This is a genomic window from Caballeronia hypogeia, from assembly GCF_001544875.2.
Classification (GTDB): domain Bacteria; phylum Pseudomonadota; class Gammaproteobacteria; order Burkholderiales; family Burkholderiaceae; genus Caballeronia; species Caballeronia hypogeia.
Window position 1 is genome coordinate 15,619 of record NZ_FCOA02000031.1, and the last position, 25,078, is coordinate 40,696.

At 59.5% G+C, this 25,078-nt stretch carries 22 protein-coding genes; 17 read left to right on the top strand and 5 right to left on the bottom strand.

All coding sequences use genetic code 11. The features are described from left to right. The first annotated feature begins 22 nt into the window (after window positions 1–22). From AWB79_RS39780 to AWB79_RS30775, 6 genes are all read left to right on the top strand, one after another. A complete protein-coding gene (locus AWB79_RS39780; protein ID WP_157695885.1) occupies window positions 23–322 on the top strand; it encodes a hypothetical protein in 300 nt (99 codons plus the stop codon). Further along, window positions 258–1,469, top strand: a complete 1,212-nt coding sequence (locus AWB79_RS30750; RefSeq protein ID WP_063963589.1) for a porin — start codon at window positions 258–260, stop codon at window positions 1,467–1,469. The genes AWB79_RS39780 and AWB79_RS30750 overlap by 65 nt, the downstream gene beginning before the upstream one ends. Before the next feature lie 632 nt (window positions 1,470–2,101). Beyond that, window positions 2,102–3,040: a helix-turn-helix domain-containing protein gene (locus AWB79_RS30760; RefSeq protein WP_061171223.1), complete on the top strand. Its 939-nt coding sequence runs from the start codon at window positions 2,102–2,104 to the stop codon at window positions 3,038–3,040. A gap of 241 nt (window positions 3,041–3,281) precedes the next feature. Continuing rightward, on the top strand, window positions 3,282–4,583 hold the full coding sequence (locus tag AWB79_RS30765; protein ID WP_061171224.1) for an NAD(P)/FAD-dependent oxidoreductase: 1,302 nt from the start codon (window positions 3,282–3,284) through the stop codon (window positions 4,581–4,583). A 34-nt stretch (window positions 4,584–4,617) separates the two neighbouring features. Beyond that, window positions 4,618–6,105, top strand: coding sequence for an aldehyde dehydrogenase family protein (locus AWB79_RS30770; RefSeq protein ID WP_061171225.1), 1,488 nt, complete (start codon window positions 4,618–4,620; stop codon window positions 6,103–6,105). Window positions 6,106–6,329: 224 nt separating this feature from the next. After that, complete coding sequence (locus tag AWB79_RS30775; RefSeq protein ID WP_061171226.1) at window positions 6,330–7,139, top strand: MoaF C-terminal domain-containing protein; 810 nt, start codon at window positions 6,330–6,332, stop codon at window positions 7,137–7,139. A gap of 114 nt (window positions 7,140–7,253) precedes the next feature. Here AWB79_RS30775 and AWB79_RS30780 read toward each other — a convergent pair whose 3' ends face one another. From AWB79_RS30780 to AWB79_RS30800, 5 genes are read right to left on the bottom strand one after another with little or no spacing between them, the layout of a single operon-like run. Then, entirely contained in the window at window positions 7,254–8,201 is a 948-nt protein-coding gene (locus tag AWB79_RS30780) for an NAD(P)H-dependent flavin oxidoreductase (RefSeq protein WP_061171227.1), read from the bottom strand. Window positions 8,202–8,217: 16 nt separating this feature from the next. After that, on the bottom strand, window positions 8,218–9,882 hold the full coding sequence (locus tag AWB79_RS30785; RefSeq protein ID WP_061171228.1) for an AMP-binding protein: 1,665 nt from the start codon (window positions 9,880–9,882) through the stop codon (window positions 8,218–8,220). After that, window positions 9,875–10,663 (bottom strand): enoyl-CoA hydratase/isomerase family protein, encoded by a 789-nt coding sequence (locus AWB79_RS30790; protein WP_061171229.1) that lies wholly within the window; start codon window positions 10,661–10,663, stop codon window positions 9,875–9,877. The genes AWB79_RS30785 and AWB79_RS30790 overlap by 8 nt, the downstream gene beginning before the upstream one ends. 30 nt (window positions 10,664–10,693) lie before the next feature. After that, window positions 10,694–11,902, bottom strand: a complete 1,209-nt coding sequence (locus AWB79_RS30795) for a CaiB/BaiF CoA transferase family protein (RefSeq protein WP_232471071.1) — start codon at window positions 11,900–11,902, stop codon at window positions 10,694–10,696. Beyond that, entirely contained in the window at window positions 11,899–12,663 is a 765-nt protein-coding gene (locus tag AWB79_RS30800; protein WP_061171230.1) for an enoyl-CoA hydratase/isomerase family protein, read from the bottom strand. The genes AWB79_RS30795 and AWB79_RS30800 overlap by 4 nt, the downstream gene beginning before the upstream one ends. Before the next feature lie 328 nt (window positions 12,664–12,991). On the opposite strand from AWB79_RS30800, the gene AWB79_RS30805 reads away from it, so the two are divergent. The 11 genes from AWB79_RS30805 to AWB79_RS30855 all read left to right on the top strand — a co-directional run bounded on the left by AWB79_RS30805 (window position 12,992) and on the right by AWB79_RS30855 (window position 25,025). Further along, window positions 12,992–13,942 (top strand): hydroxymethylglutaryl-CoA lyase, encoded by a 951-nt coding sequence (locus AWB79_RS30805; RefSeq protein WP_061171231.1) that lies wholly within the window; start codon window positions 12,992–12,994, stop codon window positions 13,940–13,942. Continuing rightward, complete coding sequence (locus tag AWB79_RS30810; RefSeq protein ID WP_061171232.1) at window positions 13,939–14,325, top strand: PaaI family thioesterase; 387 nt, start codon at window positions 13,939–13,941, stop codon at window positions 14,323–14,325. The genes AWB79_RS30805 and AWB79_RS30810 overlap by 4 nt, the downstream gene beginning before the upstream one ends. Window positions 14,326–14,343: 18 nt before the next feature. Then, entirely contained in the window at window positions 14,344–15,777 is a 1,434-nt protein-coding gene (locus AWB79_RS30815) for an NAD-dependent succinate-semialdehyde dehydrogenase (RefSeq protein ID WP_061171233.1), read from the top strand. A 257-nt stretch (window positions 15,778–16,034) separates the two neighbouring features. After that, on the top strand, window positions 16,035–17,393 hold the full coding sequence (locus AWB79_RS30820) for an aminotransferase (protein WP_061171234.1): 1,359 nt from the start codon (window positions 16,035–16,037) through the stop codon (window positions 17,391–17,393). A 70-nt stretch (window positions 17,394–17,463) separates the two neighbouring features. Then, window positions 17,464–18,522, top strand: a complete 1,059-nt coding sequence (locus AWB79_RS30825; RefSeq protein ID WP_061171235.1) for an ABC transporter substrate-binding protein — start codon at window positions 17,464–17,466, stop codon at window positions 18,520–18,522. 37 nt (window positions 18,523–18,559) lie between these two features. Beyond that, a complete protein-coding gene (locus tag AWB79_RS30830) occupies window positions 18,560–19,624 on the top strand; it encodes an ABC transporter ATP-binding protein (protein WP_061171236.1) in 1,065 nt (354 codons plus the stop codon). A gap of 2 nt (window positions 19,625–19,626) precedes the next feature. Next, window positions 19,627–20,544: an ABC transporter permease gene (locus AWB79_RS30835; protein WP_082862520.1), complete on the top strand. Its 918-nt coding sequence runs from the start codon at window positions 19,627–19,629 to the stop codon at window positions 20,542–20,544. 1 nt (window position 20,545) lies between these two features. Beyond that, the gene (locus tag AWB79_RS30840) at window positions 20,546–21,364 is read left to right on the top strand and encodes an ABC transporter permease (RefSeq protein WP_061171237.1); all 819 of its coding nucleotides are present in this window, start codon (window positions 20,546–20,548) and stop codon (window positions 21,362–21,364) included. Between the two features lie 92 nt (window positions 21,365–21,456). Then, window positions 21,457–22,047 (top strand): MarR family winged helix-turn-helix transcriptional regulator, encoded by a 591-nt coding sequence (locus AWB79_RS30845; RefSeq protein ID WP_374728577.1) that lies wholly within the window; start codon window positions 21,457–21,459, stop codon window positions 22,045–22,047. Window positions 22,048–22,288: 241 nt separating this feature from the next. After that, window positions 22,289–23,725: an IS5 family transposase gene (locus AWB79_RS30850; protein ID WP_082862521.1), complete on the top strand. Its 1,437-nt coding sequence runs from the start codon at window positions 22,289–22,291 to the stop codon at window positions 23,723–23,725. Between the two features lie 124 nt (window positions 23,726–23,849). Further along, window positions 23,850–25,025 (top strand): porin, encoded by a 1,176-nt coding sequence (locus tag AWB79_RS30855; RefSeq protein ID WP_061171239.1) that lies wholly within the window; start codon window positions 23,850–23,852, stop codon window positions 25,023–25,025. Window positions 25,026–25,078: the final 53 nt, after the last annotated feature.

Below are 25,078 nucleotides of genomic sequence, written 5' to 3' on the forward strand. Positions count from 1 at the left end.
GCGGCCGCCCGCGAACGCAAAAATGGATTCCATTCGTCGCCTCGCTGGATTTGAGATGAAAGGTGCGGCTGCAGATAGCCGCTCGCGTTATCGGACCCATCTGAAATTCTTCAGCTACCTGACACCAACGCGTAGCGCAAAAGAAGAAGCGGAACTAGATCGGAGACAAGTGAATGAGAAGGACGCAGTTCATTGCATGCGCGTCGGCGCGTGCGGGATCGAAGCACGGCGCCTCAAGGCGGACTTCGAACGCGAAAATGCCGAAGCACTTCGCCGCGGTGATGGTTGCCATGAGCGCGGCAGCGATGCCGCTGCTCGCTAGGGCACAAAGCAGCGTCACGCTGTACGGGATCATCGACACGGGATTGACCTACGTCAACAATCAACAGGTAACAACTCCGTCCGGCGGTATCGAAGGAAAGAGTGCATGGTCCATGACCTCCGGGAACGTCGCTCCTGCAACGTTTGGCCTGAAAGGCGTGGAGGATCTGGGCGGCGGCACGGCTGCAATCTTTGATCTGAGAAGCTACTTCCTTTCTAACAATGGTGCGCTGTTCGAGCCCAATAGTCTCTTCGACGCAACGGCGATGGTCGGTCTCAAGTCCGACGCTTTCGGCACGTTGACGCTTGGCCGTCAGTTCGATTCCTACACCGATGCGCTGGCCCCCTTCGCCGTAAGCAACGCGTGGGCTGGCCCCGCAGGTGCGCACTTCGGCGACATCGACAACCTCAACGCTGCCTTTAACGTGAACAACGCTGTCAAATACGTGAGCCCGAACTTTGGCGGCTTTGCATTGAGCGGCACGTTCAGTTTCGGGAACCAGGCGGGTGCCTTCGCGACGAATCGAGCATGGGCGCTTGCGGTTAATTACAGCAACGGTCCTTTCTCTGCTGCCGGTGGATATCTGTCCGTGCGGAACCCTTTCAATTCAGTCTTGCACGGTGACACGACATACGTCGGTGAACTCAGTTGCGGCCAAACGCCGGTGAGCTATTGCCAAATGCAGAACAGCGATGAACTGAGAACCTTCGGCTTCGGCGCGGGTTATTCACTGAATGAGCTCACGGTGAATGCAGTTGTGACGAGTTCAAAGCTCGTCGGAAGCCAATATCTAACTGCTTCGAATGGCCCGAAAAGCGACATTCGTTTCGACACAGGCGAGGTCAATGCCTCGTACTACTTGACCAGCACGCTGCAAGCCGGCATTGCGTACAGCTATACGCGGGCGACGATCTCTGCCATCGATTCACGGAGCAACATTCATAAGGTCAGCCTTGGCACCGTGTACAACCTCTCCAAGCGAACCGCGCTCTATGGAACCGTCAACTTCGAGAAGATGACGGGAGACGGGTTGGCGATCAATCCCATAACCGGAAGCCCAGAAAACTATGCGCAGCTCGCTTACACGGGGACGTCAAATTCCTCGTCCCAAGTGGCGGTTTCGATCGGAATCAAACACAATTTCTAGGAAGGTTCGCATCGGTGTTGGAATCGTCGAGAGGACCGCTCATTTCTATGCGATGCCCGAACGGACATAATTCCCGGAATCGAGAGGTTTGAGATGTGCTTAGAGTACGGGGCGACAATGTCAAAGAGCTACGAAGATCCAGTCGACGGAATGCTGCTCTTATACGCGGTGGCTGCCCTTCCTGTTCGTCCCGCGAAGGCGGGTGGATGGTTCCATCGCTCGACTAATGGTGTCGCCTCGATCATCTCCAGGCACGAAGATGTGCCTGATGTCTTATTGCGCTTGCCGCAAGACTGGACTGTCCTGGAGCCCGTAAAGTTCGTCGGGCTCCACGACGATCCAGACATCGTGTCCGTGGACCCACGATTCCGATATAGCATCGACCGGCGATCCAGCGCGATCGTGGGGCGAAATGACGGTGGCCGACACGTTCTTCTCATGCTGGTTAACTCGCCTGAAGCAGCGCTGATGCCGCAACGTCTATTCGGGGCTGCATCGACTTTCGAAGACTGTCTCTGCTATCTCGACCAGACAGGGCGTTTGTGAGCGCATGCGCAGGGATTCAATTCAGCATGAAATCGTAGTCCGCGAGAACTTGACTGGTCGCGCGATAGTGTGAAAGGAGAGACGTCGTGGAGTTCAGAATACGTCCGTTGAAAGATGTCAATGACCTGTCTGTCGGAATGCGAGGTTGGGAACAGGTCTATCGGCAGATGTCACCAGGGTTCTTCTCCGGCGTTGCCGTACAGGCAGAGACGTCCGAGTTCCAGTTCTTTCGAGAGAAGACGAGCCGGCGAGTGTGCCAGACAGGAGTGACACCGGGTCACTTCTCGTCGATCGCCGTTCCGTTGGAGGCCGGTGCGTCCGGAACATTCCAGGGACTTCGTTTCGACGGGTTCGCTCTTCTGCTGCTCGGTGAGGAAGAGGAGTTTCGGATGCATACGTCGGAGGCATTCCATTACTGCGGAGTGAGCCTTCCTTCCGATGTGATAAGCATGCTATCGAGCGCCGTCACCGATGGCGAAATGGAATTCTCGTCGAGAAGTAGTGTGCACTCTCTGAAGCTTTCTCAAGGAACGGAGACGAGTGGCCGCCTTTTGTCCTGCTTCGCCCAAGTCGAGCGGACCCCCGGGATGCTTCAAAATCCGGTTTTGCTCAAGCGAATTCGCGATGAAATGCTGAGTGTGCTGCTCGATCTTCTCGTTCCAGGAAACCGGGTCGAGCGAGACCTGACACATACCACCTATGCCGATATCGTCCGTAGGAGCGAAAAGCTCTTGCAAGCGGACTCAGATGCCGCAGTCACGGTGCTTGATCTCTGTGTTGCATTGCGTTGCAGCAGGAGGACATTGCAGACGAGCTTCCAACGGGTCGCAAATGTGTCACCCGTTGAGTACCTGCGCATGATGCGGCTCAACGGCGTTCGACGGCTTTTGAGAAGCACGAGTCAGAATGAGTTGGGCGTGGGGGACGCTGCAGCGAAGTGGGGATTTACTCACGCGAGCTATTTTGCGCGAGAGTACCGCAGCCTTTTCGGTGAACTCCCGTCTCAGACGGCAAGGCAGTCCTGAAGACTTTTAGAGTCCGTCGGATCGGGTTTGTGCTTGTCGTACGTGACTTGGGGGGCTGGCTGATGTCCTTGTTTACCCGTGGGCCGTCATGGATTGCCGAAATGTGCTTATTGCAACACTGCGCATCTTCGTAAAGTTGAGCTCAGGTCGTCATCGATGGAGCTGTGCACCAGAGCGCTGCGCCGAGGCCCTCGATAGCGACGAAACTGTGATCAACGCTTGCAGCAAGGTCGAGACGGCAATGCATACTGATGAGACGGCAACTTACTACACGGCTACCAAGAAGTACGATCTTCGCTTTCCAAAGCTCGAGGAAGAGCTCGAAGCAGAGGTCGTGATCATTGGTGGCGGTTTTTCGGGAATTCATACGGCTCTCGAACTAGCGGAGAATGGACTTACCGACGTCGTGGTACTTGAAGCAAAGCATCTCGGCTATGGTGGAACCTCGCGGAACGGGGGGCAGGTCATGGCTGGGATTGGCCATGATCTCGACGCGGTGAAGCGCGATATCGGGGAAGAGGGCGTCCAGGCGATTTTTGCCTTGAGTGATCTCGGGCCCAAGATCATGCGTGAGCGCATTACCCGCTACAACATCGATGCCGATTTTCGAAACGGCTACGGCTACCTTGCCTACAACAAACGCCAGGCCAAGACCCTGCAAGCGTGGGAAAAAGAATTCAAGGCTCTGGGTGGGCGTGACCAAATTCAGTACGTCGAGGGAACGGATGTCAGGAAGCTTGTAGGGTCCGACGTCTACCATGCTGGCTTGATGCATATGGGTGGTGGGCACGTGCATTCTCTCAATCTGTTGCTTGGCGAAGCCAAAGCGGCGGCCGAGATCTACGGAGTTCGCATTTTCGAGTTTAGCCCGGCGGTCGAAGTGACCTATGGAGATCGGGTTCGCGTCCGAACCGCAAATGGCAGCGTTAGCGCGAAGAAGCTTGTGTGGGCCTGCGACGGTTTCATTAATCGGCTCGAGCCGGAACTTCACGCCACTACTATCAACGTGTGGGCGTTTAACTCTGTCACGGAGCCGTTGAGCGAGGAGCTGATCGAGCGCATTAGTCCGATTCGCGGTGCCTACAGCGACATCAGGCCCGTCATCAACTATTTTCGGGTGACCAACGACAACAGGTTGATGTTCGGTTCTTCCACGTCGATCATCGAGCATATTCCTGCGAACCTAAAGGCATGGAATCACAAGCTGATGGCAGAGGTTTTTCCTTACCTCAACAGCGTCAAGATCGACCTCGCCTGGGGCGGCCCAATGGCGGCAACGCGCAATCTTTTCCCCCAGCTCGGGACGTTAAAGGAACACTCGAACGTGTTCTTTGTTCAGGGATACAGCGGATTCGGCGTGACACCCAGCCAAATCATCTGCAAGATCCTCGCCGAAGGAATATTGGGTGGATCCGAGCGATACCGTTTGCTGAGTTCCATTCCGCGTCAGTCTATTGCGCTCAAAGATCAGTACCGCGCTACTCTGGTCACGCTCGGCAAAATCATGCATCAGACATCGGGCTATTGGCACGGTCGACGATAGCTCTTTCGGTCAAACAGTCAGGACAATTTACACCATGTCACTCGTTTCCCTGCTTCCAGAAGTCAAAGCTTTCCTTGAGCGAAAGCACGGTCATTACATTCACGGTCATTTGATCAGCGGAGAAGGGCCGCGCATCGATATTGTCAGCCCTGCGAACGGTGAAGTCGTCGCGAGCGTCGCTGATGCTACACAAGATGACGTCGATGCCGCGGTTCTGTCGAGCCTCGAAGCATTCCGCGGTTCCTGGGCTAATACTACGCCGGCAGAACGCGCGAATGTCCTGCTTCGTTTGGCCGATCTGCTGCTTGTACATCGCGAGGAGCTTGCTCAACTCGAGACCATTCAATCTGGAAAAATCATCCAGATCGCCCGCGCATTCGAGGTCGATCAGGCAGCGAACTTTCTGCGTCACTACGCTGGCGCGGCGACTCGCATTCATGGTGAGACGATCACACCGTCTTTGCCGTCTTTCAACGGCGAAAAATACACTGCTTTTACGCGTCGCGAACCGGTTGGCGTTGTGGTCGGGATTGTTCCCTGGAACTTCTCGATCATGATCGCAGTATGGAAATTCGCTTCAGCTTTGGCAACCGGCTGCACGAGTGTCATCAAACCCAGTCAATTTACGCCTCTCACTCTTTTGCGAATCGCCGAACTTGCGACAGAGGCTGGATTGCCTGCGGGTGCACTCAACGTGGTCAGCGGAGGCGGAGAGGCCGGGCGTCGCCTTATCGAGCACAAAGACACTGCCAAGGTCAGCTTTACGGGATCCGTGCAAACTGGAATGGCGGTGGGTAGCGTCGCAATGCAGTCAAAGCTCACTAGGGCGACGCTGGAATTGGGTGGCAAGAACTCCGTCGGTTTTCTTAAGGATGTGGATGCAGATCGAACGGTAGCTGGCATCCTCGAGGCCGGATTTGTGCACCAAGGTCAAATCTGTGCTGCGGGCGAGCGATTTTTCGTTCACCGGTCGAGGATCGACGAAACTCTCGAGAAACTCTCGAAGGCGCTAGCGTCGTTCAGGATTGGCGATCCTATGGACGAGGCGACGCAGTTCGGTCCTCTTTCGAACGAGGCCCATTTTGCGAAGATTCAGTCATTCTTTTCGCAGGCACGAAGTGATGGCAGCACGATCGTGTATGGGGCCGAGTCTCTCGACCGTCCCGGATATTTCGTGAAACCCACGGCAATCTTGGTAAGCGATGCAAATGCCCCCTTGCTTACCGAGGAGACTTTCGGTCCCATCGCAACGCTCCTGGCTTATGACGAAGAGGAGGAGCTTCTGAGCCTATTCAATGACACTCCCTTCGGGCTTTCCGCTAGCCTTTGGACGAACGACCTCAGCAAAGCCTTTGGTTACGTTCCGCGAATCGAAGCTGGGACAGTCTGGGTGAACATGCATACCTTTCTGGACCCCGCCGTGCCATTCGGTGGCGTGAAGCAATCAGGGATAGGGCGAGAGTTCGGTTCAGCGTTCATCGAGGACTATACGGAACTTAAATCGGTATTCATTCGTCACTGACGCGTCAAATCTCGCAGACGGAACGCTCATGAGCGGTCTCGATGGCAACGGCCGAAAAGTCACCGCCCGCCATCGAGATCGGCGAGCGACGAATGAGTTGCGAAGAATCATCCTTTTAGTTGATTCCCCGCAGATGCCAGCGTGGCTACAGTATTTCCCAGCGTGGCGATCAAAAACTGCTGTTCAGTCGCTTTCGCGTATTCAAATCAAACGGAGATGCTGTCATGTCGACCCAGCCCCCTTTCATTCCCGTCGGTGCTCTCGCCGAGGGCTTTGCTCCTGAGAGCAATATTCTTGCTTCTGTCAGTGATCTCGCAGGGCGCACGATCCAGTTGGACTTTGGAGGCGGAACGCTCGAAACGCTGAGTTTTCCTGGGGTCGAACGGATTCGCTTCGGCGAAAGCGACTTCTCGTGCCGCGTCACATCGTTGCGGTCGAGCGTCTATTTTGTCGACTTCATCGGCGGCGGTGATACACGCCCTTCTGCGACGACGAGTTTAGTCCTCGATATGGGGAAAGGCCTCGTAACATCGGTCGTCGGGCTGCTTCCATCCGAGTCTGAAGCGCGTATCGATGCCATTGCTCGCGTAGAACGGGGATTGCCGTTGACTTCTGTGTCGGTGAGGATTCGCCATGGCAGAATCCTCACCGACGGCATGCATCTTGAAACGCCGCTTCACGCTCCGACAGACGACTTGATTGGCAAGCGGGTCCTGTACGACTACTCCGCTACTGAAAGGTACGAGCACGTCTATCTCAACAGGAACCTCTACGCCTGGCATTGCCTGAGCGGGGTCGAAGCGGAACTTGCAGACGTCGATCAGTGCTATTACATTGCCATCGCAGAGCAACTCTATTTGTTCATCTGGTGCGAGAAGATCATCCCGACCGTGGGTATCATCCTGATCGATTTCGAGCGGCGCAAGACCGACGGCAAGCTCGTCGGATATGAGGGTACGGACTTTGGAAAGCTGTCGAATTTTCCGGTGGGCGCGCACCTTCAGGTCTTGAACGAAACGCGATATTCAGAGTAAGTTTTGACCATCGCGGGCGCAGTTCTTCGCCACGTCGACATACCGCATGAAAGGTCTCGACATGGGACGGACAGTCGTGCTTCGGATGAGGCGCGATCGCGCCGTCTCTCCGACTTATCCCACCAGCCGCGCGATGGCGTCGCGATACTCTCCGACGATCCGCTCGACGACTTCCGCCGCGCCCGGAAGATCGCGAATCAAACCCGCCGACTGGCCGAGTTCGACCTTGCCACGTTCGATATCGCCATCGAGCGCAGCCTGACGTAGCGTGCTGCTCGCGAACAGCGCGTCGTAAGCGGAATCGTCGGCTTCGTGTTTGTCTGCATGCAGCACGTCGTGTGCGAAAGCGTTCTTCGTCATGCGGACCGGCAGCTTGCGCACGCCGACGAGCACGGTGTCGTCGATCTCGGTATCGAGCACCGCATGCTTGTAATTCTCGTGCACTCCAGACTCGCGCGTCGCAATGAAGCGCGTGCCAAGCTGTACGGCGTCTGCACCGAGCGCGAGCAAGGCAGCGACGCCATAGCCATCGGCGACGCCGCCGCCCGCAACGATCGGCACGGAGAATTCCTGCACGGCGCGTCGCACCGCGATCAGTGTGCTCACCCCGTTGGCTGGAGGATGCCCGCCTGCCTCCGCGCCGACCACGACGAGCGCATCGACGCCCGCGCTTGTCGCCTTACGCGCGTGTTCAAGCGTGGACACAACGTGAATCCAGCGCGTGCCGATGCTGCGAAAGCGTTCTAGATGCGCCTTCGCGCCGCCTTGAGATGCGAACACGACGGGCACGCGCTCCTCTTCGATGACGTCGAGAAACAGTTCGGCTTGCGGGCGGTAGAGCGGCAGGTTCACGCCGAACGCGTGGCCATTCACGGCTGCTTTGACTTCGCGAACGGCATCGCGGAAGGCGTCGAGATACATAGGGCCAGCGGCGATCACGCCGAGGCCTCCCGCTTTGCTGACGGCGGCGGGCAACGCGGCGTTCGATGACGCCCAGCTCATGCCCGCCTGAATGATCGGATAGCGGATGTTCAGCATCCGGGTTAGTCGTGTCTGGATCATGGTGATTTCCGTGTGCTTACGCGAGCCCGAATTGCCTGATTGCATAGTCGCGCAGCTTGTTCTTCTGCACCTTCGAGCTTCCCGTCATGCCGATGTCATCGAACGAATGGACCAGCTCTAGATAGCGCGGGACCTTGAAGTTCGCACACCGACCCTTACAGAAGGCGATCAGCTCTTCGCTCGTCGCATCGGTGCCAGGTCGCAGCACGACGAATGCCGCGGCGACTTCGCCCAGGCGCGCATCGGGCACGCCGACGACCTGCGCGAGTTGCACGGCCGGATGCGAGAACAGCGTTTCCTCAACTTCGGCGGGCGCGACGTTTTCGCCGCCGACGCGAAACACGTCCTTCAGGCGGCCAAGCATGCGCAGGCGTCCATCGGCATCAATCACGCCGAGATCGCCGGTGCGCAGCCAGCCATCTTCGCTGAATGCATTCGCGGTTTCCTCGGGCTTGTTGTAGTAACCCTTCATCACGCTCCAGCCGCGCACCTGGATTTCGCCGGGCGTGTTCGTGGACTGCACTTCGCCCGATTCCGTCGATACCGTGCGAATCTCGATGCCCGGATGCGGCGATGCCCAGCCCGCGACGCGAATCTCGAGCGGATCACGCCAATCGTTGAGCACGACGTTGGGCGACGCTTCCGATTGCCCATACGCGCCGACCATATATTTCACGCCCATTACGTCATAGATCTTCTGCATGATCTCGGGACCGGCCGCCGCCCAGCCACCACGCAGATGAATACGTTCGCGCGCGAACTCGGGGTGGCCCATCAGCATTAGAAAGATGGTGTCGTTTCCGGATGTGAGCGTGCAACGCTCTTCGTCAAGAATCGTGAGAACGTTCGATACATCGAACGACGGCACCGACAAAAGGCATGCACCCGTGACGAGTGCGACGAGCAGCGAGAGCGTCGTGCCCGCAACATGGAAGAACGGCCGTACGCTGAAATAACGGTCGTCGCCGCGCACCCCGATGCGCAGCGCGGACGCGGCCGCATTCATCAACATGTTGCGATGGCGCAGAAGAACGCCCTTCGGAAATGAAGTCGTGCCCGAGGTGTATTGGATCAGCAGAATATCGTCGGGGCTGACGCGTTGTGCTCGTGCGGCGGCTTCGGTACGCAGTTCGGGCGTGTCAGCCAGGCCATCGAAGCGTTCCACGCCTGCGGGCACGGTGCGAGCGGAGTCACCGACCATGATCGCCCGACGCAGAATCGGCAACGCGTCGCCGGGCAGTGTCGTATCGAACGCCGGTTCGACGTCGCGCAACAATTGCGTGTAGTCGATGTTGAGGAACGTATCGACATAGAACAGCACACGGACGTCGCCTTGCTTCAGGCAATAGTTCAGTTCGTCGACCTTGAAGCGCGTGTTGACTGGCACTGTCACCGCGCCGATCGACGCTGCAGCATAGAACAGCACGACCCAGTCGACTGAGTTGCCCATCAGAATGCCGACGTGCTCGCCGTGCTCTACGCCAGCCGCGAGCATGCGCGCGGCGGCGCTTTGCACACGCTCATGCAGCGTTCGATAGTCGATGCGCACGTTATCGATGACAAGCGCTTCGGCATCCGGCGTATCGGCGGCGCGCCGTGCGAGAATCGCGGGCAACGTGACGGCGCCGGTGAGGCCGAATTGCGCCGCATAGGCGGCGTAGTCCGTGTTCGCGTCATGCATGGCCGTTTTCCCGAGGTTGATTGGCGGTTTCGCTGGTTTGACCGAACGAAGCAATGGATTGCTTCCAGTCCGAGGTCTGAAGAAGTGTGTCGATCGCAAGCATTTCAATGGCGAGCGCGCCTGCCGGGTCCGTTTCCACCCCGCGATCGATGCAATCGCGCGTCAGGCGCATAGCGAGTGCCGGCGCGGCAGCAATATCGTCGGCCATCTGACGCACAAGGGTCAACGCGTCGTCGTGCGGGATGATGCGCGACACGAGTCCGACCTGCTGCGCTTCCTGCGCGGATAACGCGCGCCCCGTGTACGCCATGTCCTTCGCGAGCCGTTTGCCGACGATACGTGGCAGGCGCTGCGTCGCACCGACCGTGCCCCACAACGCTTCTGGCGTGCGAAAACTCGCGTCGCGGGTCGCGACGATGAAATCGCACGCCATTGCGATCTCGCCACCTGAGCCGACCGCCGGGCCTTCGACGAGAGCAATGCACGGCTTGCCGATCTGCTCGAGCGCGTCATAGGCGGCGAAGGCCTTCAGCCTGCGGGCGCGCACGTCATCAATGGACATGCCTTTGCGCTCCTTCAGATCCGCCCCCGCACAAAACACAGCACCGTTCGCGCGCACAATCACGCAATGAACCGATTCGTCAGTGCGCAATTCGATGGCGGCGGCACGCAAGGCATCGCACATGGGCCCGTTGAGCGCATTGCGTTGCTCGGGCCGGTTCAGCACGATCTCGGCGACGTGTTCACGCCGCTCGACGATAAGCGTGTCGTTACTTGTCATGGTGTCTTCCGGTGTGTCTCTATGATGCGTTCAGATCGCGCCGTCGCGACGCAGCGCGGCGATATGCTGCGCGTCGTAACCGAGTCGTTCGCTCAGGACTTTTTCCGTGTGTTCGCCGAGTAGAGGCGGGCGCACGACTTCGGGATCGGCGAAACCGTCGAACTTGAACGGCAGCGGCAGAGCGCCGAAGATGCCGACCGTCGGATGCTCGAAGGAACCGACCATGCCGCGTACGCGCACATGCGGATCGGCAAGCACCTCGGCGATGTCGTTGATCGGGCCGGCGGGCACGCCTACGGCATCGCACGCTTCACACAGTGCCGTGCGCGTCCATCCGGAAATCGCCTTTGAAAGCGCGCTCATCACGCGCTCGCGGCGTGCGACGCGCCCCGCGTTGGTCATCAAATCGAGATCCGCGGCGAGGACATCGAGTTTGAGCAGTTCGCATAGCGGCAGCCAGTGCTGATCGCTGCACGTGATATGCACGAAGGCGCCATCGCTGCATGCGAACGTGGCCGAGGGCACGCGCCCGGGATGTTCGGTGCCCAGACGCGGCGGCACTTCGTTCAGCGCGAAGTATCGGCCGGCGGCAAGCGTGAGCAAACTCACCTGTCCGTCGAGCATCGAGAAATCGATGTGGCAGCCTTTTCCCGTCAAGGAACGGCCATTGAGCGCGGACAACAGGCCGATTGCGATCCACATGCCCGAGGTCAGATCGGCGATCGGCAAGCCCGGTTTGACCGGACCGCCACCACGCTCGCCGGTCAGACTCATGAGCCCGCCCATCGCCTGGAACACCGTGTCGTAGCCTTTGCGTTTCGCGTACGGACCGGTCTGCCCGAAGCCCGTGCACGACACATAGATGAGCCGTTCATTTTCCGTGCGCAGCACTTCGTGATCTAGCCCGTAACGCTTGAGCGTGCCCACCGGAAAGTTTTCGATGACGATGTCGGCGCCCGCCGCGAGTTCGCGCACGATGCGCCGTCCCGCATCGGTCTTAAGATTCGCGGTGACCGATTGCTTGCCGCGATTGCACGCGAAGAAATACGCGGATTCATCGCCAACGGGCGGCTCGAAGCTGCGTGTTTCATCGCCCGTGCCGGGTTGTTCGATCTTGATGACGTTCGCGCCGAGTTCGGCCAGGATCATGTCCGCGAATGGGCAAGCGAGCACGCGCGCGAGTTCGATTACGGTGACGTTGGCGAGCGGCTTCACAGGTGACGTGCTGAATGCGTTCATTTGTCGTTCGTCTGCGGCTGGCGGAAGCTGCGCATCATCATGTTGGTGTCGAGCGATGCATCGAGCGCCTGTTGCAGCGGCAGATCCGCGACGCGATGAAAGAGCCGCTTGGTCGCGGACATGGCCGGCGCGTTGAAAGCTCCAAGCCGTTCCGCAATGGCAACGGCGGAATCAAGCATCGTTTCGTCCGATACTACGCGGTTCGCAAGTCCCAGCGACAGCGCGCGCGACGCGTCCACCGCTTCGCCGAGCGACACCATTTCGAATGCGGTCTTGCGTCCGACCTGGCGCACGAGGTTCGCCATGACGATGGCCGCGACGATGCCGTGCTTCAGCTCCGGATAGCCGAGTTTAAGGCTCTCGCCCACAACGAGCATGTCGCACGCGAGCGCGAGACCTGCGCCGCCGCCCATCGCATAGCCGTGCGCCGCGCCGATTACCGGCTTGCCGATCTGCGAGAACGTGCGATGCAGCCCGGTCGTGAGATGCGCGCGATCCAGCGCGGCTTGTGCAGCGTTTGCCGCATCTCCTTGCTGGACGAAGCCTCCAAATTCGTTGACATCCGCCCCTGCACAGAACGCTTTGCCCGCGCCCGTGAGCACGATGGACTTGACGCTTGCATCGCGCTCGGCAGCGTGCAGCGCATCGACCAGGGCTTGCGTGAGTTCGTTATTAAGCGCGTTGCGCTTGTCGGGGCGATTCATCGTGAGCACGCGCACCGAGGCGCGGTCTTCGATGAGGAGGCTGTCGGTTGGAGTCATGAGCGGTCGGGTCCTTGGCGCGGTGAACGGTGCCGCCAAATGCGGCGCATGAACCAAGATTAGAGTCGATGTGTGATGAAGTCAACTAAAAATGATTGATTCACGCACGCAGTACAACGTTAAATCATGCGTGTTAACCCGCATTCGAGCAGATCGCGCGACAATATTCTTACGGTTACAGTTCGCTATGAGGCCCGTTTTTAGGCTATAAGAGCCGATCTTGCTCGGTTAATAGCGAGTGGGAACGGGTTTTATATTTAGTTGACAATGAATCACATCGATGTTTTGATGCGTTCGACAGTCAACCATTTCTGGAACAGCCCAAACAATGTCCGATCTCACTCTGTGCGAGTGCTTCGCACGCGACGGGTTACAGCACGAGACCGACTTCATCGAAACGGAGACGAAGGCCGCGCTCATCGACCGCTTTGCGCGCGCTGGTTTCGCGCGCGTCGAGGCCACCTCTTACTCGAATCCGGCGGTCGTGCCTCAATTCGCCGATGCGACCGACGTGCTGAAACGCCTGCCGCGCGTCGACGGCGTCCATTACAAGGCGACCTGCGCGAACGTGCGCGCGGTCGAACGCGCGCTTGCGGACCTCGACGTGGGAATCGGCGCGAACGAAATCAGCCTTCTGGTTTCCGCGAGCGAAGCCCATTCGACGCGCAATCTCAAGGCATCGCGCGCGGAACAATGGGCGCGCGTAGAAGCGATGGCGCATGCCGCGCAAGGGCGCTTTCGTCTGATTGGCACGATCTCAGTCGCGTTTGGGTGTCCGTTCGAAGGTGCGATCGACGAAGCCAGCGTGCTTGCCGACGTCGAACGTTTCGCCACGCTTGGCGTGCGTCATGTGACGCTCGGCGACACCATCGGCGTGGCGACACAAGCGTCCACGCAACGCCTTTTTCGCGGGATGCTGCGCGCGCTTCCGGAAGTCGATGCCATCGCGCATTTCCATGACACGCGCGGCACGGGCATCGTCAACTACCTCGCCGCGCTTGACGCGGGGGTGCGACATTTCGACGTGGCGTTCGGCGGCGTCGGCGGCCATCCGGCGAAAGTGAAGTACGGCGGCGGCGTGACGGGCAACGTCTGCACCGAAGACTTCGTGAACGTGCTCGAAACGATGGGAGTGGATACCGGCATCGATCTGTCGGCGATGATGGGTGCATCGCTCGCCTGCGAAGAAGCGCTCGGACGAACGCTCGCAAGCCGCGTGGCGCGCACGGGTCTCAATCCTATGCTTACGGACCGCGCCGCCGCGGTGAGCGCCATATGAACGCGCTCGCCATCGAATCGGAATTCTGTATCGAGCAGGGTTTCGAGCTGATCGATCACGGCGATGGCTGGGCGACGCTCGCCTGCGATGTGAAGTCGCGCCATTCGAACCGTCATGGAAATGCGCACGGCGGCCTGCTCGCGGCGCTGCTCGATACATCGATGGGACTCGCCACACGCAGCGGCGCGCGCGTGGACAACCTCGGCACGGCGAGCCTCACCGTGAACTACCTGAAGCCCGCGCGTGGACGCGTCGTCGTGCATGCGCAGATGCGCCGCTGCGGCCGGACACTTGCTTTCTGCGAGGCCGAAGCCCGGAACACCGATGGCGACGCCGTCGCGACTGCGAGCGCCGTGTTCGCGGTCGCGCCGATTGCCCAATGAAAACAGGAGAAGCAACGCATGTACGAAGATATTCAACTTTTTATCGACGGCGAATGGAAAGCGGGCGCGCAGGCGCGCACCATCGACATCGTCAATCCGGCCACCGAAGCGGTGATCGGCCGGGTGGCGCACGCGGAGAACTCCGATCTCGATGCCGCCGTCGCCGCCGTGCAAGCGGGCTTCGACACATGGAAGCGCATGAACGCGTACGAGCGCGCCAACATCATGCGCCGCGCGGCGAACCTGCTGCGCGAACGCGCGGAAGGTATCGCGCGCCTGATGACCCTCGAACAAGGCAAGCCGTTCGCGGAAGCGAAGGGCGAAGCCATGTCTGCCGCCGATCTCATCGACTGGTTCGCGGACGAAGGGCGACGCGCGTATGGGCGCATGGTGCCGTCGCGTATCCCCGGCTCATATCAACTCGTGATGAAGGAGCCGGTCGGTCCGGTCGCAGCCTTCTCGCCGTGGAATTTCCCGATTAATCAGGTCGTGCGCAAGCTGTCGGCGGCGCTCGCGGCGGGGTGCTCGATCATCGTAAAGGCGCCCGAAGAAACGCCCGCTGCGCCCGCCGCGCTGATTCGCGCGTTCGCGGATGCTGGCGTGCCGCGCGGTGTCGTCAATCTCGTGTACGGCGTGCCGGCCGAGATCTCCGAATACCTCGTGCCGCATCCGGCGATCCGCAAGATTTCGTTTACGGGTTCGACGCCCGTCGGCAAACATCTAGCCGAACTCGCTGGCCGTCATATGAAGAAAGCAACGATGGAACTCGGCGGCCACGGTCCGGTGCTGATTTGCGATGACGCCGACATCGACACGGCCGCTGCGCAGCTCGGTGCATTCAAGCTGCGCAACGCGGGTCAGGTCTGCACGTCGCCGACGCGCTTTCTCGTGCAGCGCGCGGTGTATGAATCTTTCATCGACAAGCTGGTCGCTGCGATGTCGAAAGTACGCGTGGGCGACGGCCTCGAAGAAGGCGTGACGATGGGGCCGCTTGCCAACGTGCGCCGCCTGCGCGCGATGCAAAGCCTCGTCGATGACGCGCAGTCTTGCGGCGGCACGCTGCGCCTGGGCGGAAAGCGCATTGGCGAGCGCGGCTATTTTTTCGAACCGACCGTGTTGACCGACGTACCCGGACCGGCCCGCATCATGAGCGAGGAGCCATTCGGTCCTATCGCGGTCGTGAACGCATTCGATTCGCTTGACGACATGATTGCGGAAGCCAACCGCCTGCCTTACGGCCTCTGCGCGTTCGCGTACACGCGCTCGGCGAAGCAGGCGCATCGCATCGCGGCTGAAGTGGAAACCGGCATGTTGACAATCAACCAGATCGCCATCGCGTTTCCGGAAGTGCCGTTCGGCGGCGTCAAGGACAGCGGTTACGGCACCGAAGGGGGCGCTGAGGCGATCGACGCGTATTTGAATCTCAAGTATGTGTCGCAGCTCGATATCTGATGTGCGGCGTGCGACGTCAACCGCGGGAGCGTGCCGCGCACGTTTTGCATAATCGTTGTGTCTATCACGCAAAGACGGGGTCGAGATCTTCCGCTTTAACGTCATATGCGGGTAGAACCCTAGTCACATAAGCACCCCGTTTGTTTGACATGCGTGACATTGTCAATTACTCTTGATTTTAACGACAGCGGCTGCGTCACGTTGTTCAAACGCCCGCCGGCAACGGAAGACTTTCTCGATACGAGGCTCAGAAAAGCATGGATCAAACTTCATTGCGCGAGCGTGACATCGCTTATCAAATCCACCCGCACACGAACTTCGGCGCGCATGAATCGGCGGGACCGGTCGTTATCGCACAAGGTCGCGGCGTGTTCGTCACGGACTCTACGGGCAAGGAATATCTCGAAGGCATGTCGGGTCTGTGGTGCACGAACCTGGGCTTCTCGGAGCCGCGCCTGGCTGAAGCCGCGGCGCGCCAGTTTGCGCGTCTGCCGTACTACCAGAACTTTGCAAACAAGGCGACCGAGCCGGCTATCGAGCTGGCCGAGAATCTGATCCGCCACGCACCCGCGCCGATGTCGAAGGTGCTGTTCCAGAGCTCGGGCTCGGAAGCCAACGATACCGCGATGAAGCTCGTGTGGTACTACCATCACGGTGTCGGCAAGCCGGACAAGCGCAAGATCATCAGTCGTCAGCGCTCGTACCATGGCACCTCCGTCGCCACGGGCAGCCTGACGGGCCTGCCGCACATTCATCGCGATTTCAATCTGCCGATCCAGGGCGTGGTGCACGTAAGCTGCCCGCATTTCTACCGCACGACTGTCGCTGACGAAACCGAAGCGCAATTTTCGGCGCGCCTCGTCGCGGAACTCGAGGAAACGATTTTGCGCGAAGGGCCCGATACGGTCGGCGGCTTCATCGCGGAACCGGTGATGGGTACGGGCGGCGTGGTCGTGCCGCCAAAGGGCTACTTCGAAGGCGTGCAGGCGGTGCTGCGCAAGTACGACATTCTCTTCATCGTCGATGAAGTCATCACCGGCATGGGACGCACCGGTCACTGGTGGGGTTCGGAGCAATACGCGCTGCAGCCGGACATGCTGGTAAGCGCAAAAGGGCTGTCGTCGGCGTATCTGCCGATTTCCGCGCTGCTCATCAACGACCGTGTGTATCGCGTGCTCAAGGAGCAGACCGCGAAGATCGGGCTCTTCGGTCATGGCTACACGTACGGCGGGCATCCGGTGTGCGCGGCGGTCGCCAATGAAGTGTTCAACATCTACCGCGAACGCGACCTCATCGCGCATGCAAAACGTGTCGGGGATTACTTCCAGCGCAAGCTGAACGATCGCGCGGAGCATCCGCTCGTCGGCGAAGCGCGTGGTCTCGGCCTGATGGGTGCGCTTGAAATCGTCGGGGACAAGAAAACGCGCGAGCCATTCCCCCTCGATCGCAAGATGGCCGCGAACGTCGCGCAATTCGCGGCGCAGGCGCAGCTCAACGTGCGTCCGCTCGGAGATGCGGTGTGTATCGCGCCGCCGGTCATCATCACGGAAGCGGAGATCGACTTGCTGTTCGAGCGGCTCGACACCGCGCTTGCGCAGGCGTTGAAAATGGCTTGAGCCCGGCGCCGCCGATCAGAGGCGGCGCGATCTACCCCAAAATCAGATCCAGCGGGACACAGGAGAAGACATGAGCACGTTCAGCATCGCGCCGCGCGCGCGCGTTTTATCGGTAACGCTCGCCTTGTGCGGGTTCGCGGCGACGCAAGCCATCGCGGGCGAAACCATTACGTTTGCAGGCTATGGTGGTGACTACCAGAAGAATATCGTCAAGGCGTTGATCAAGCCCGCCGCCGAAAAGGAGAACCTCGATCTGCGCACCGAAAGCCACGACGGGCTTGCGACGGTGCGCGTGCAGGTGGCGTCGGGCAAGCCTGCATGGGATGTCGTGCAGTTGGGCGCGGAGGAATGCGCCACCGGCAGCACGCAAGGCCTCTTCGAAAAGCTCGACTACAAGCTCATCAACACGGACGGCATTCCGGCCGAAGCGAAGGGCTCGGACTGGATCGCGAGCAACTACTATTCGGTCGTTCTTGCCTATCGCACAGACAAGTACAAGGACAATCCGCCGAAAACCTGGGCGGACTTCTGGGACGTGAAGAAGTTTCCCGGCAAGCGCTCGCTCGCGCTGGCACCGCAAGAGACGATGGAAATCGCGCTGCTGGCCGATGGCGTGACTCCCGACAAGCTATATCCGCTCGATCAGAAGCGCGCGATCAAATCGCTCGAACGCATCAAGCCGAACGTCAGCGCGTGGTGGACGTCGGGCGCGCAATCGGCGCAACTGTTGCGCGATGGCGAAGTGGACATGGAAGCGATTTGGGGCAGCCGCATTGCGCCCGTGCTCCAGTCGGGCGCGCCCGTTAATTTTACGTTTAATCAGGGCCTGCTCGCGTACGCATGTCTCGCGATCCCGAAGGGCGCAAAGCATGTCGCTGAAGCGCGCAAGCTGATCGCGGACGTGGTGACGCCGTCAATTCAGGCAAACATCCCCGAGGTGATGCCGTTCTACGGACCGGTCAACAGCAAGGCGTTCGACATTCGCAAGTTCTCGCCGGACGTGCTCGCAAAAGCGAACTCTTCGCCGCAGAACCGTGCCCAGCAAGTACCGATGAACGGCGCCTGGTGGGGCATGGATCAGAACCTGCAAAAGGGCAACGAAAGCCTTCGCGCGCTTATCAATCAGTGAGCCTTGGCGGCGCGCCAAAGGGAAATGGAGGTGACATATGGCATCGCAGGTTACGATCAGGAACGTCTGCAAGACCTACGAGAACTTCACGGCGTTGCAGGACGTTTCGCTCGACATCAACGCGGGTGAATTCGTCACGTTGCTCGGACCGTCCGGTTCGGGCAAGACCACCTTGCTGATGGTGCTCGCCGGTTTCGTGCGCGCCAGTTCCGGCAGCGTGAAGGTGAACGGCGCGGAGTTGCTGCTCGCGCCACCGCACAAGCGCGGCATCGGCATGGTGTTCCAGAACTACGCGCTGTTTCCGCATATGACGGTCGCGCAGAATGTCGGTTATCCGTTGCGGCTGCGTAAGGTCAATCGCGGGGAAATAGCGGAGAAAGTGCGGCATGCACTCTCTGTCGTGCGGCTTGAAGATCTTGGCGAGCGCAATATCGCGCATCTGTCGGGCGGCCAGCGCCAGCGCGTTGCGCTGGCGCGCGCCATTGTGTTCGAACCGTCGATCATGCTGATGGACGAACCGCTGTCAGCGCTCGACAAGCAACTGCGCGAACACATGCAAATCGAGATTCGCCGTTTGCACGACCGGCTCGGAATGACGACCATCTACGTCACGCACGATCAAACTGAAGCGCTCACCATGTCGGACCGCATCGCGATCATCAACAAGGGGAAGCTCGCGCAGTTCGATACGCCCGAGGTCATTTACGAGCGCCCGGCGAGCAAGTTCGTGGCGGACTTCATCGGCGAGACGGCGTTCGTTCCGCTCGATGAAGCGCGCGGCGAATTCACCGCGTTCGGCAACCGCTTTCACACGTCGGGTACGGTGCCCGATGGCGCCGGAAAGCCGTGGCTCGCGCTGCGGCCGGACCGCGCGATCCTGCTCGACGCGCCGGTCGATACGCTCAATTGCTTGCCGGGTGTCGTCAAGCAGCGTGTGTATCAGGGCGACTCGAACCTCTTCTATGTCACGCTGCCGCAAGGACACGAAATCATGATCCGGCGCGGCACGGGCGGCGATTTTGCCCAAAGCCGCGTCATCGCAGAAGGGGATCGCATTACCGTCGGCGTGCGCGCCGAAGACAGCGTGGTGGTGCGAGACTGATCATGAGAAACGTATCTGTTCAAATGCCCGGCGAGGCGCTGCAATCGGCGCTGCCGGAAAACCAAACGGCGCTCGCGCGCGGTCTCGTTTTCGAACAGTTGCGCCTTGGCGCATTGCTGGTACCCGCGCTTGTGCTGGTGCTCGTCGTACTGGTCGCGCCGATTGCATGGCTCGCGTGGCAATCGGCGTTCGATCTGTCGGGGGCACTCTCGTTCGAAAACTACGCCCGCCTCGCAACGCCGGTCTACCGCAACGCGTTCTTCTCGACGTTTCAGATGTCGGCACTCGTCACGGTGCTGGTGCTGCTGCTGGGTTATCCGCTCGCGTACATGCTGTCGCAACTTCCGGCGCGTGTCGCATCGGCTTGCATGGTCTTCGTCGTGCTGCCGTTCTGGACTTCGACGCTCGTACGCACATATGCATGGATGGTCTTGCTTCAGCGTACCGGACTTGTCAATACTTGGCTGATCAACCTGCATCTGATCGATCATCCGCTGCAACTGGTGAACAACTTCACCGGCACGGCGATCGGCATGACGCATGTGATGCTGCCCTGTCTCGTGCTCCCGCTCTATAGCGCGATGAAAGCGGTCGATCCGGTCTACATGCGCGCCGCCGCCAACTGTGGCGCAACCCCCGTTCAGGCCTTCTGGCAAGCGTACTTCCCGATGACTCTGCCGGGGCTCTCCGCCGGCGTGGTGCTCGTGTTCGTGCTGTGCTTGGGCTTTTATGTTACGCCGGCGCTTCTCGGCGGTGGACGCATCAACATGCTCTCGATGCAGATTCAGAACGATGTTGCCATGTCCGGTAATCCCGGCGCGGCGAGCGCGCTCGGTGTCGTGCTGGTGATCTTGACGATGATCGTGCTCGCGGCGATCGGCCGGCTCTTCGGCCTCGAACGCATGTACGGAGGCAAATGAAATGCTCGGATACGCAACCGATACGCAGATCACGCATGGACAACGGCTCTGGCTCTACGTCTTCTGTGCACTGGTGATGCTGTTTCTCATCGTTCCCTGTGCCATCGTCGTGCCCATGTCGTTCTCCAATGCGAGCTATCTTGAGTTTCCGCCGCGCGAGTGGGGCGTGCGCTGGTATCACACGTACTTCGCATCGGACGAATGGCGAGCGGCAACGATGGTGTCGTTGCGCGTGGCCTTGTCGAGCACGGTGCTCGCGCTCGGATTCGGCACGGCGGCGTCATATGCGCTGCGCGCAATCGAGACGAAGTGGACGCGCGCGCTGCGCACGTTCCTGATGCTGCCGATGATGGTCCCGCTCATCCTGGTCGCGATCGGCACGTTCTTCGTTTATGCGCGCGCCGGGCTGAACAATACCGTGACAGGACTCGTCATCGCGCATTGCATGCTCGCATTGCCGTTCGTCATCATTTCAGTGAACAGCGGGCTCGAGACCTACGACGCGAATCAGGAGTTGGTGGCACGCAGTCTTGGCGCGTCGCGGTTGAAGGCGTTCGTAACAGTGACATTGCCTCAGATCAAGCTTTCGATTTTCGCGGCGGCGTTCTTCGCCTTCATGACCTCGTTCGACGAAGTTGTGGTCGCGCTGTTCGTTTCTGGCGGCGACAATGCGACGCTCACGCGCCTCATGTTCGAAGACATTCGTGACCAGCTCGATCCCACTATCACGGCCATTTCGACGCTGCTGATTTCGATCTCTGTAATTTCGCTGCTCGTGTTGCAATGGCTTGGTTCGAGGCGGCGTGCCCGGGACGTATGACCCCCGTACTCGTCAAATCCATCTGCTAAAATGTGTGACGATGTCATGTAAATTTCGATGCGGCCCGATAGATCGAGCCACAGGAGGAAATTGTGGGAACGACGGTAAAGAAAGGGAAGGCTGCATTGGCCGAGCGTGGTCCAGCTGAGCGGTCGGACGCACCAGAGTTTGGCGATCTGAGAGACCTCGTCTCGTTTCAGTTGCGGCAGCTTTCGAACATTTATACGAAGGGTTCATCGAGCGCCTACGAACGCAGTTTCAACCTGACGATGAATGAGTGGCGTTGCATCGCGCTGTTGCACGGCAAGCGCGGAATGTCCATGAATCGTCTCGCGGAGCACGCACAGTTCGATCGCGGACTGGCGAGCCGCACGGTGCGCGGCCTCGAGGAGCGCGGCCTGATCGCGCGGGAAGCCGATGCCACGGACGGACGCGGTGTGATCATCACGTTGACGGCGCAGGGAAGGGCGCTCGTGTCGCAAGTGTTCCCGATTGCGGAAGAGCGGAACACGCGCCTCTTGTCATGTCTCACGCGTGCGGAGCGCGACATGCTGCCGGGCATCCTGGAAAAGCTCACGCATCAGGCGCGCGCGATGCTCGATCAGGAGCGCGAGGAAGCGCAACTGGATGGCGGCGAACCGCACGATCAGAACGCAGGCGAAGACGACCGTCTGTCTGCCTGATTTTTTATCGTGTGCCGAGGGGCGACGCGCGGACGCCCCTCTCTGACCCATCAGACTCTTGACCAACGTGCCTCTGTAGTGGCGCGGGACTCAACTCGTCTCGGTCCCGAATAATGTATTTAGTCGGTCTTGCAGAATCGCGCGAAGCCAAGCGCAGCGTGCGAATAGGTGCACATAAGGGGTTGCGAAACTCCCAGTTTCAATATGAAATTGGCCTATCTTCTGGGAGTGAGAAGCGCCGATGAGCACGCCGGATTTCTTCCGCAGCCGCCTGGACGCGATGATTGATTTGCGGCATCCGCTGGCGGTATTGGCCAATCGGATGCCATGGACGTCGATAGAAGCGACGTTGACACCAATCTTCGAGCGACGTGCTCGCGAAGGCCGGACCAGCGCGGAGATTGATCTATTCGGCATGGCACCGAAACTGGCAGGTGCGGGCCTCAGCGCTGCCGGGCGTCCGCGCCTGTCGATCCGGCTAATGGTCGGGCTGCTCTACCTGAAGCACGCGTACAACGAAAGTGATGATTCGGTTTGTGAGCGCTGGGCACAAGACGTGTACTTCCAGTTTTTCTGCGGCGAGGAGTATTTTCAGCCGCACATGCCGTGCGATCCGACCAACCTCGTGCGCTTTCGGCAGGCGCTGGGCGAAGCCGGTGTCGAGGAGTTGCTGGCGACGACAATTGCAGCGGCCGTGCAAATGAAAGCAGTGAGGCCGGCCGAGTTCGAGCGGGTGATTGTCGATACGACGGTCCAACAGAAAGCGATTGCCTATCCGACTGACAGCCGTTTGCTAGAGGTTGCACGAGGCAAGCTCGCAAGGCTCGCGCAACGTGCCGGACTGACACTGAAGCAGACATACGAGCGAGAGGGGAAACAATTGCGTCGCCGCGCCGGTGGCTATGCGCATGCGAAACAGTTCAAGCGACTGCGCCGGGTGCTCAAGCGTCAGCGCACGATACTCGGACGATTGCTGCGTGACATCGAGAGAAAGTTATCGGGCACCTCTACTGAGCAGCAGGCATCCTTGCACATCTGGCTTGAGCGCGCCTGGCGTATCTGCCGCCAGCGTGCGAAGGATAAGCACAAGCTCTATGCGCTTCACGCGCCAGAAGTGGAGTGCATCTCGAAAGGCAAGGCTCGCCAGCCGTATGAGTTTGGCGTCAAGGTGAGTCTCGCAATCACGGAGAAGCAAGGCCTCATTGTCGGTGCACGCTCGTTTGTGGGCAACCCTTATGACGGACATACCTTGGCCGGACAACTTGAACAAACAACCATCTTGCTTCAGGATCTGCCGGGCGTGTCAAAGCCGAAGACCGTGCTGGCGGACCTCGGGTATCGCGGTGTGGATGCCGATCTCGCGCCGGTACAGTTGATTCACCGAGGTAAACACAAGTCGCTAAGCAGTACACAACGACGATGGTTAAAACGCCGCCAAGCGATAGAACCGATCATCGGGCATGTGAAGCAGGACCACGGCATGCAGCGTTGCTGGCTCAAAGGGCAAACCGGCGACGCCTTACATACGGTGCTATGCGCGGTGGGCTATAACCTTCGCTGGTTGTTGCGCGCTATTGTTCGCCTGGGGCTTGCGCCCGTATTTTTTGTTCTCGAGTGGCTGCGCAGCCTCCACAAAGTCTCGCGAGAAACCTTGCTCGCACCTCGTACAACTGCCTGAGTTCGGAAAGTGCAAGGGCACCCGATCGAGCACCCGGAGGCGTCCGCGAAGCAATCCGAATTTTGCAGGTGGGACTATTTAGGAAAACGAAAAAAATGCAACTCTCCTTTTCAGGAGACAGAAAATGAAGAAGTGGGTGTTCATGGCGGGTATGTCGACAATATCGTTGACGGCGGGAACTGCGTTCGCTCAAAGCAGCGTGACGCTCTTCGGGCTGATCGATGAAGGCTTCAACTATACGAACAATGTCGGTGGTCATCCGCTTTACGCGCTTTCGAGCGGCGATGTGCAAGGAAGCCGGTGGGGCCTGCGTGGATCAGAAGATCTGGGCGGCGGCCTCGCGGCGGTCTTCAAGCTCGAATCCGGCTTCAATGTGAACAACGGGCGGCTTGGTCAGCAAGGGCGCGGGTTCGGACGGCAGGCCTATGTCGGTCTGGCGAGCAACCAGTACGGCACGTTCACGTTTGGGCGTCAGTACGATTCCGTAACAGACTATCTGACGGCGCTCACGGCTAACGGTAGCTGGGGCGGCGGCATGTTCTCCCATCCCTACGACAACGACAATACCGATGATACGTTTCGCATAAACAATGCGGTGAAGTACGCGAGCATCGACTACCACGGGTTTTCTTTCGGGGGTATGTATGCCTTCAGCAATGATACGAACTTCGGTCTGAATCGTGCGGTGAGTGCGGGCGCGCAATATAGCAACGGCCCGCTCACGGTTGCCGCCGCATACCTCAATATCGACAATCCCAACGCGAATACGGCAGGCGCGGTATCGATCGGGCCAAACGGGAGTGGCGACGGCAGCTGGACCGCGCGTAGGCAACGCATTTATGGCGCGGGGATCAACTACACGATCGGCGCAACGACGCTGGGCTTCGCCTACACGCGAACGGACCTCAACCAGCCGACCGCCACGCAGTACGCGAATTTGGCAGGCAATGCGGCACTCGGGACAGCATCGGATTTGCGCTTCAATAATTTCGAGATCAACGCGCGCTATCAGTTCACGCCGGCGTTCTTCGTCGGCGGCATGTACACGTACACGCAGATGACCTATGCGGGTAGCACAGGTCAGAGTACGAAACCGAAGTATCACCAGTTTGGGTTGATGGCTGACTACCTGCTCTCCAAGCGTACGGACGTTTACGCGCAGGCGGCCTATATTCAGGTTGCGGACGCAAGTGCCGCGACGGGAACCGGGCTGGAAGTGGCGTCCAATCCGGATACGGCCGGTCCGTCATCCACGAATCGGCAAATGATGGCTCGCGTCGCGATCCGTCATAAGTTTTAAGGCCAGAGGGTCCTGGCGCATCCAGTAGGCATCGAAGCCGTTGCATGCCGGTA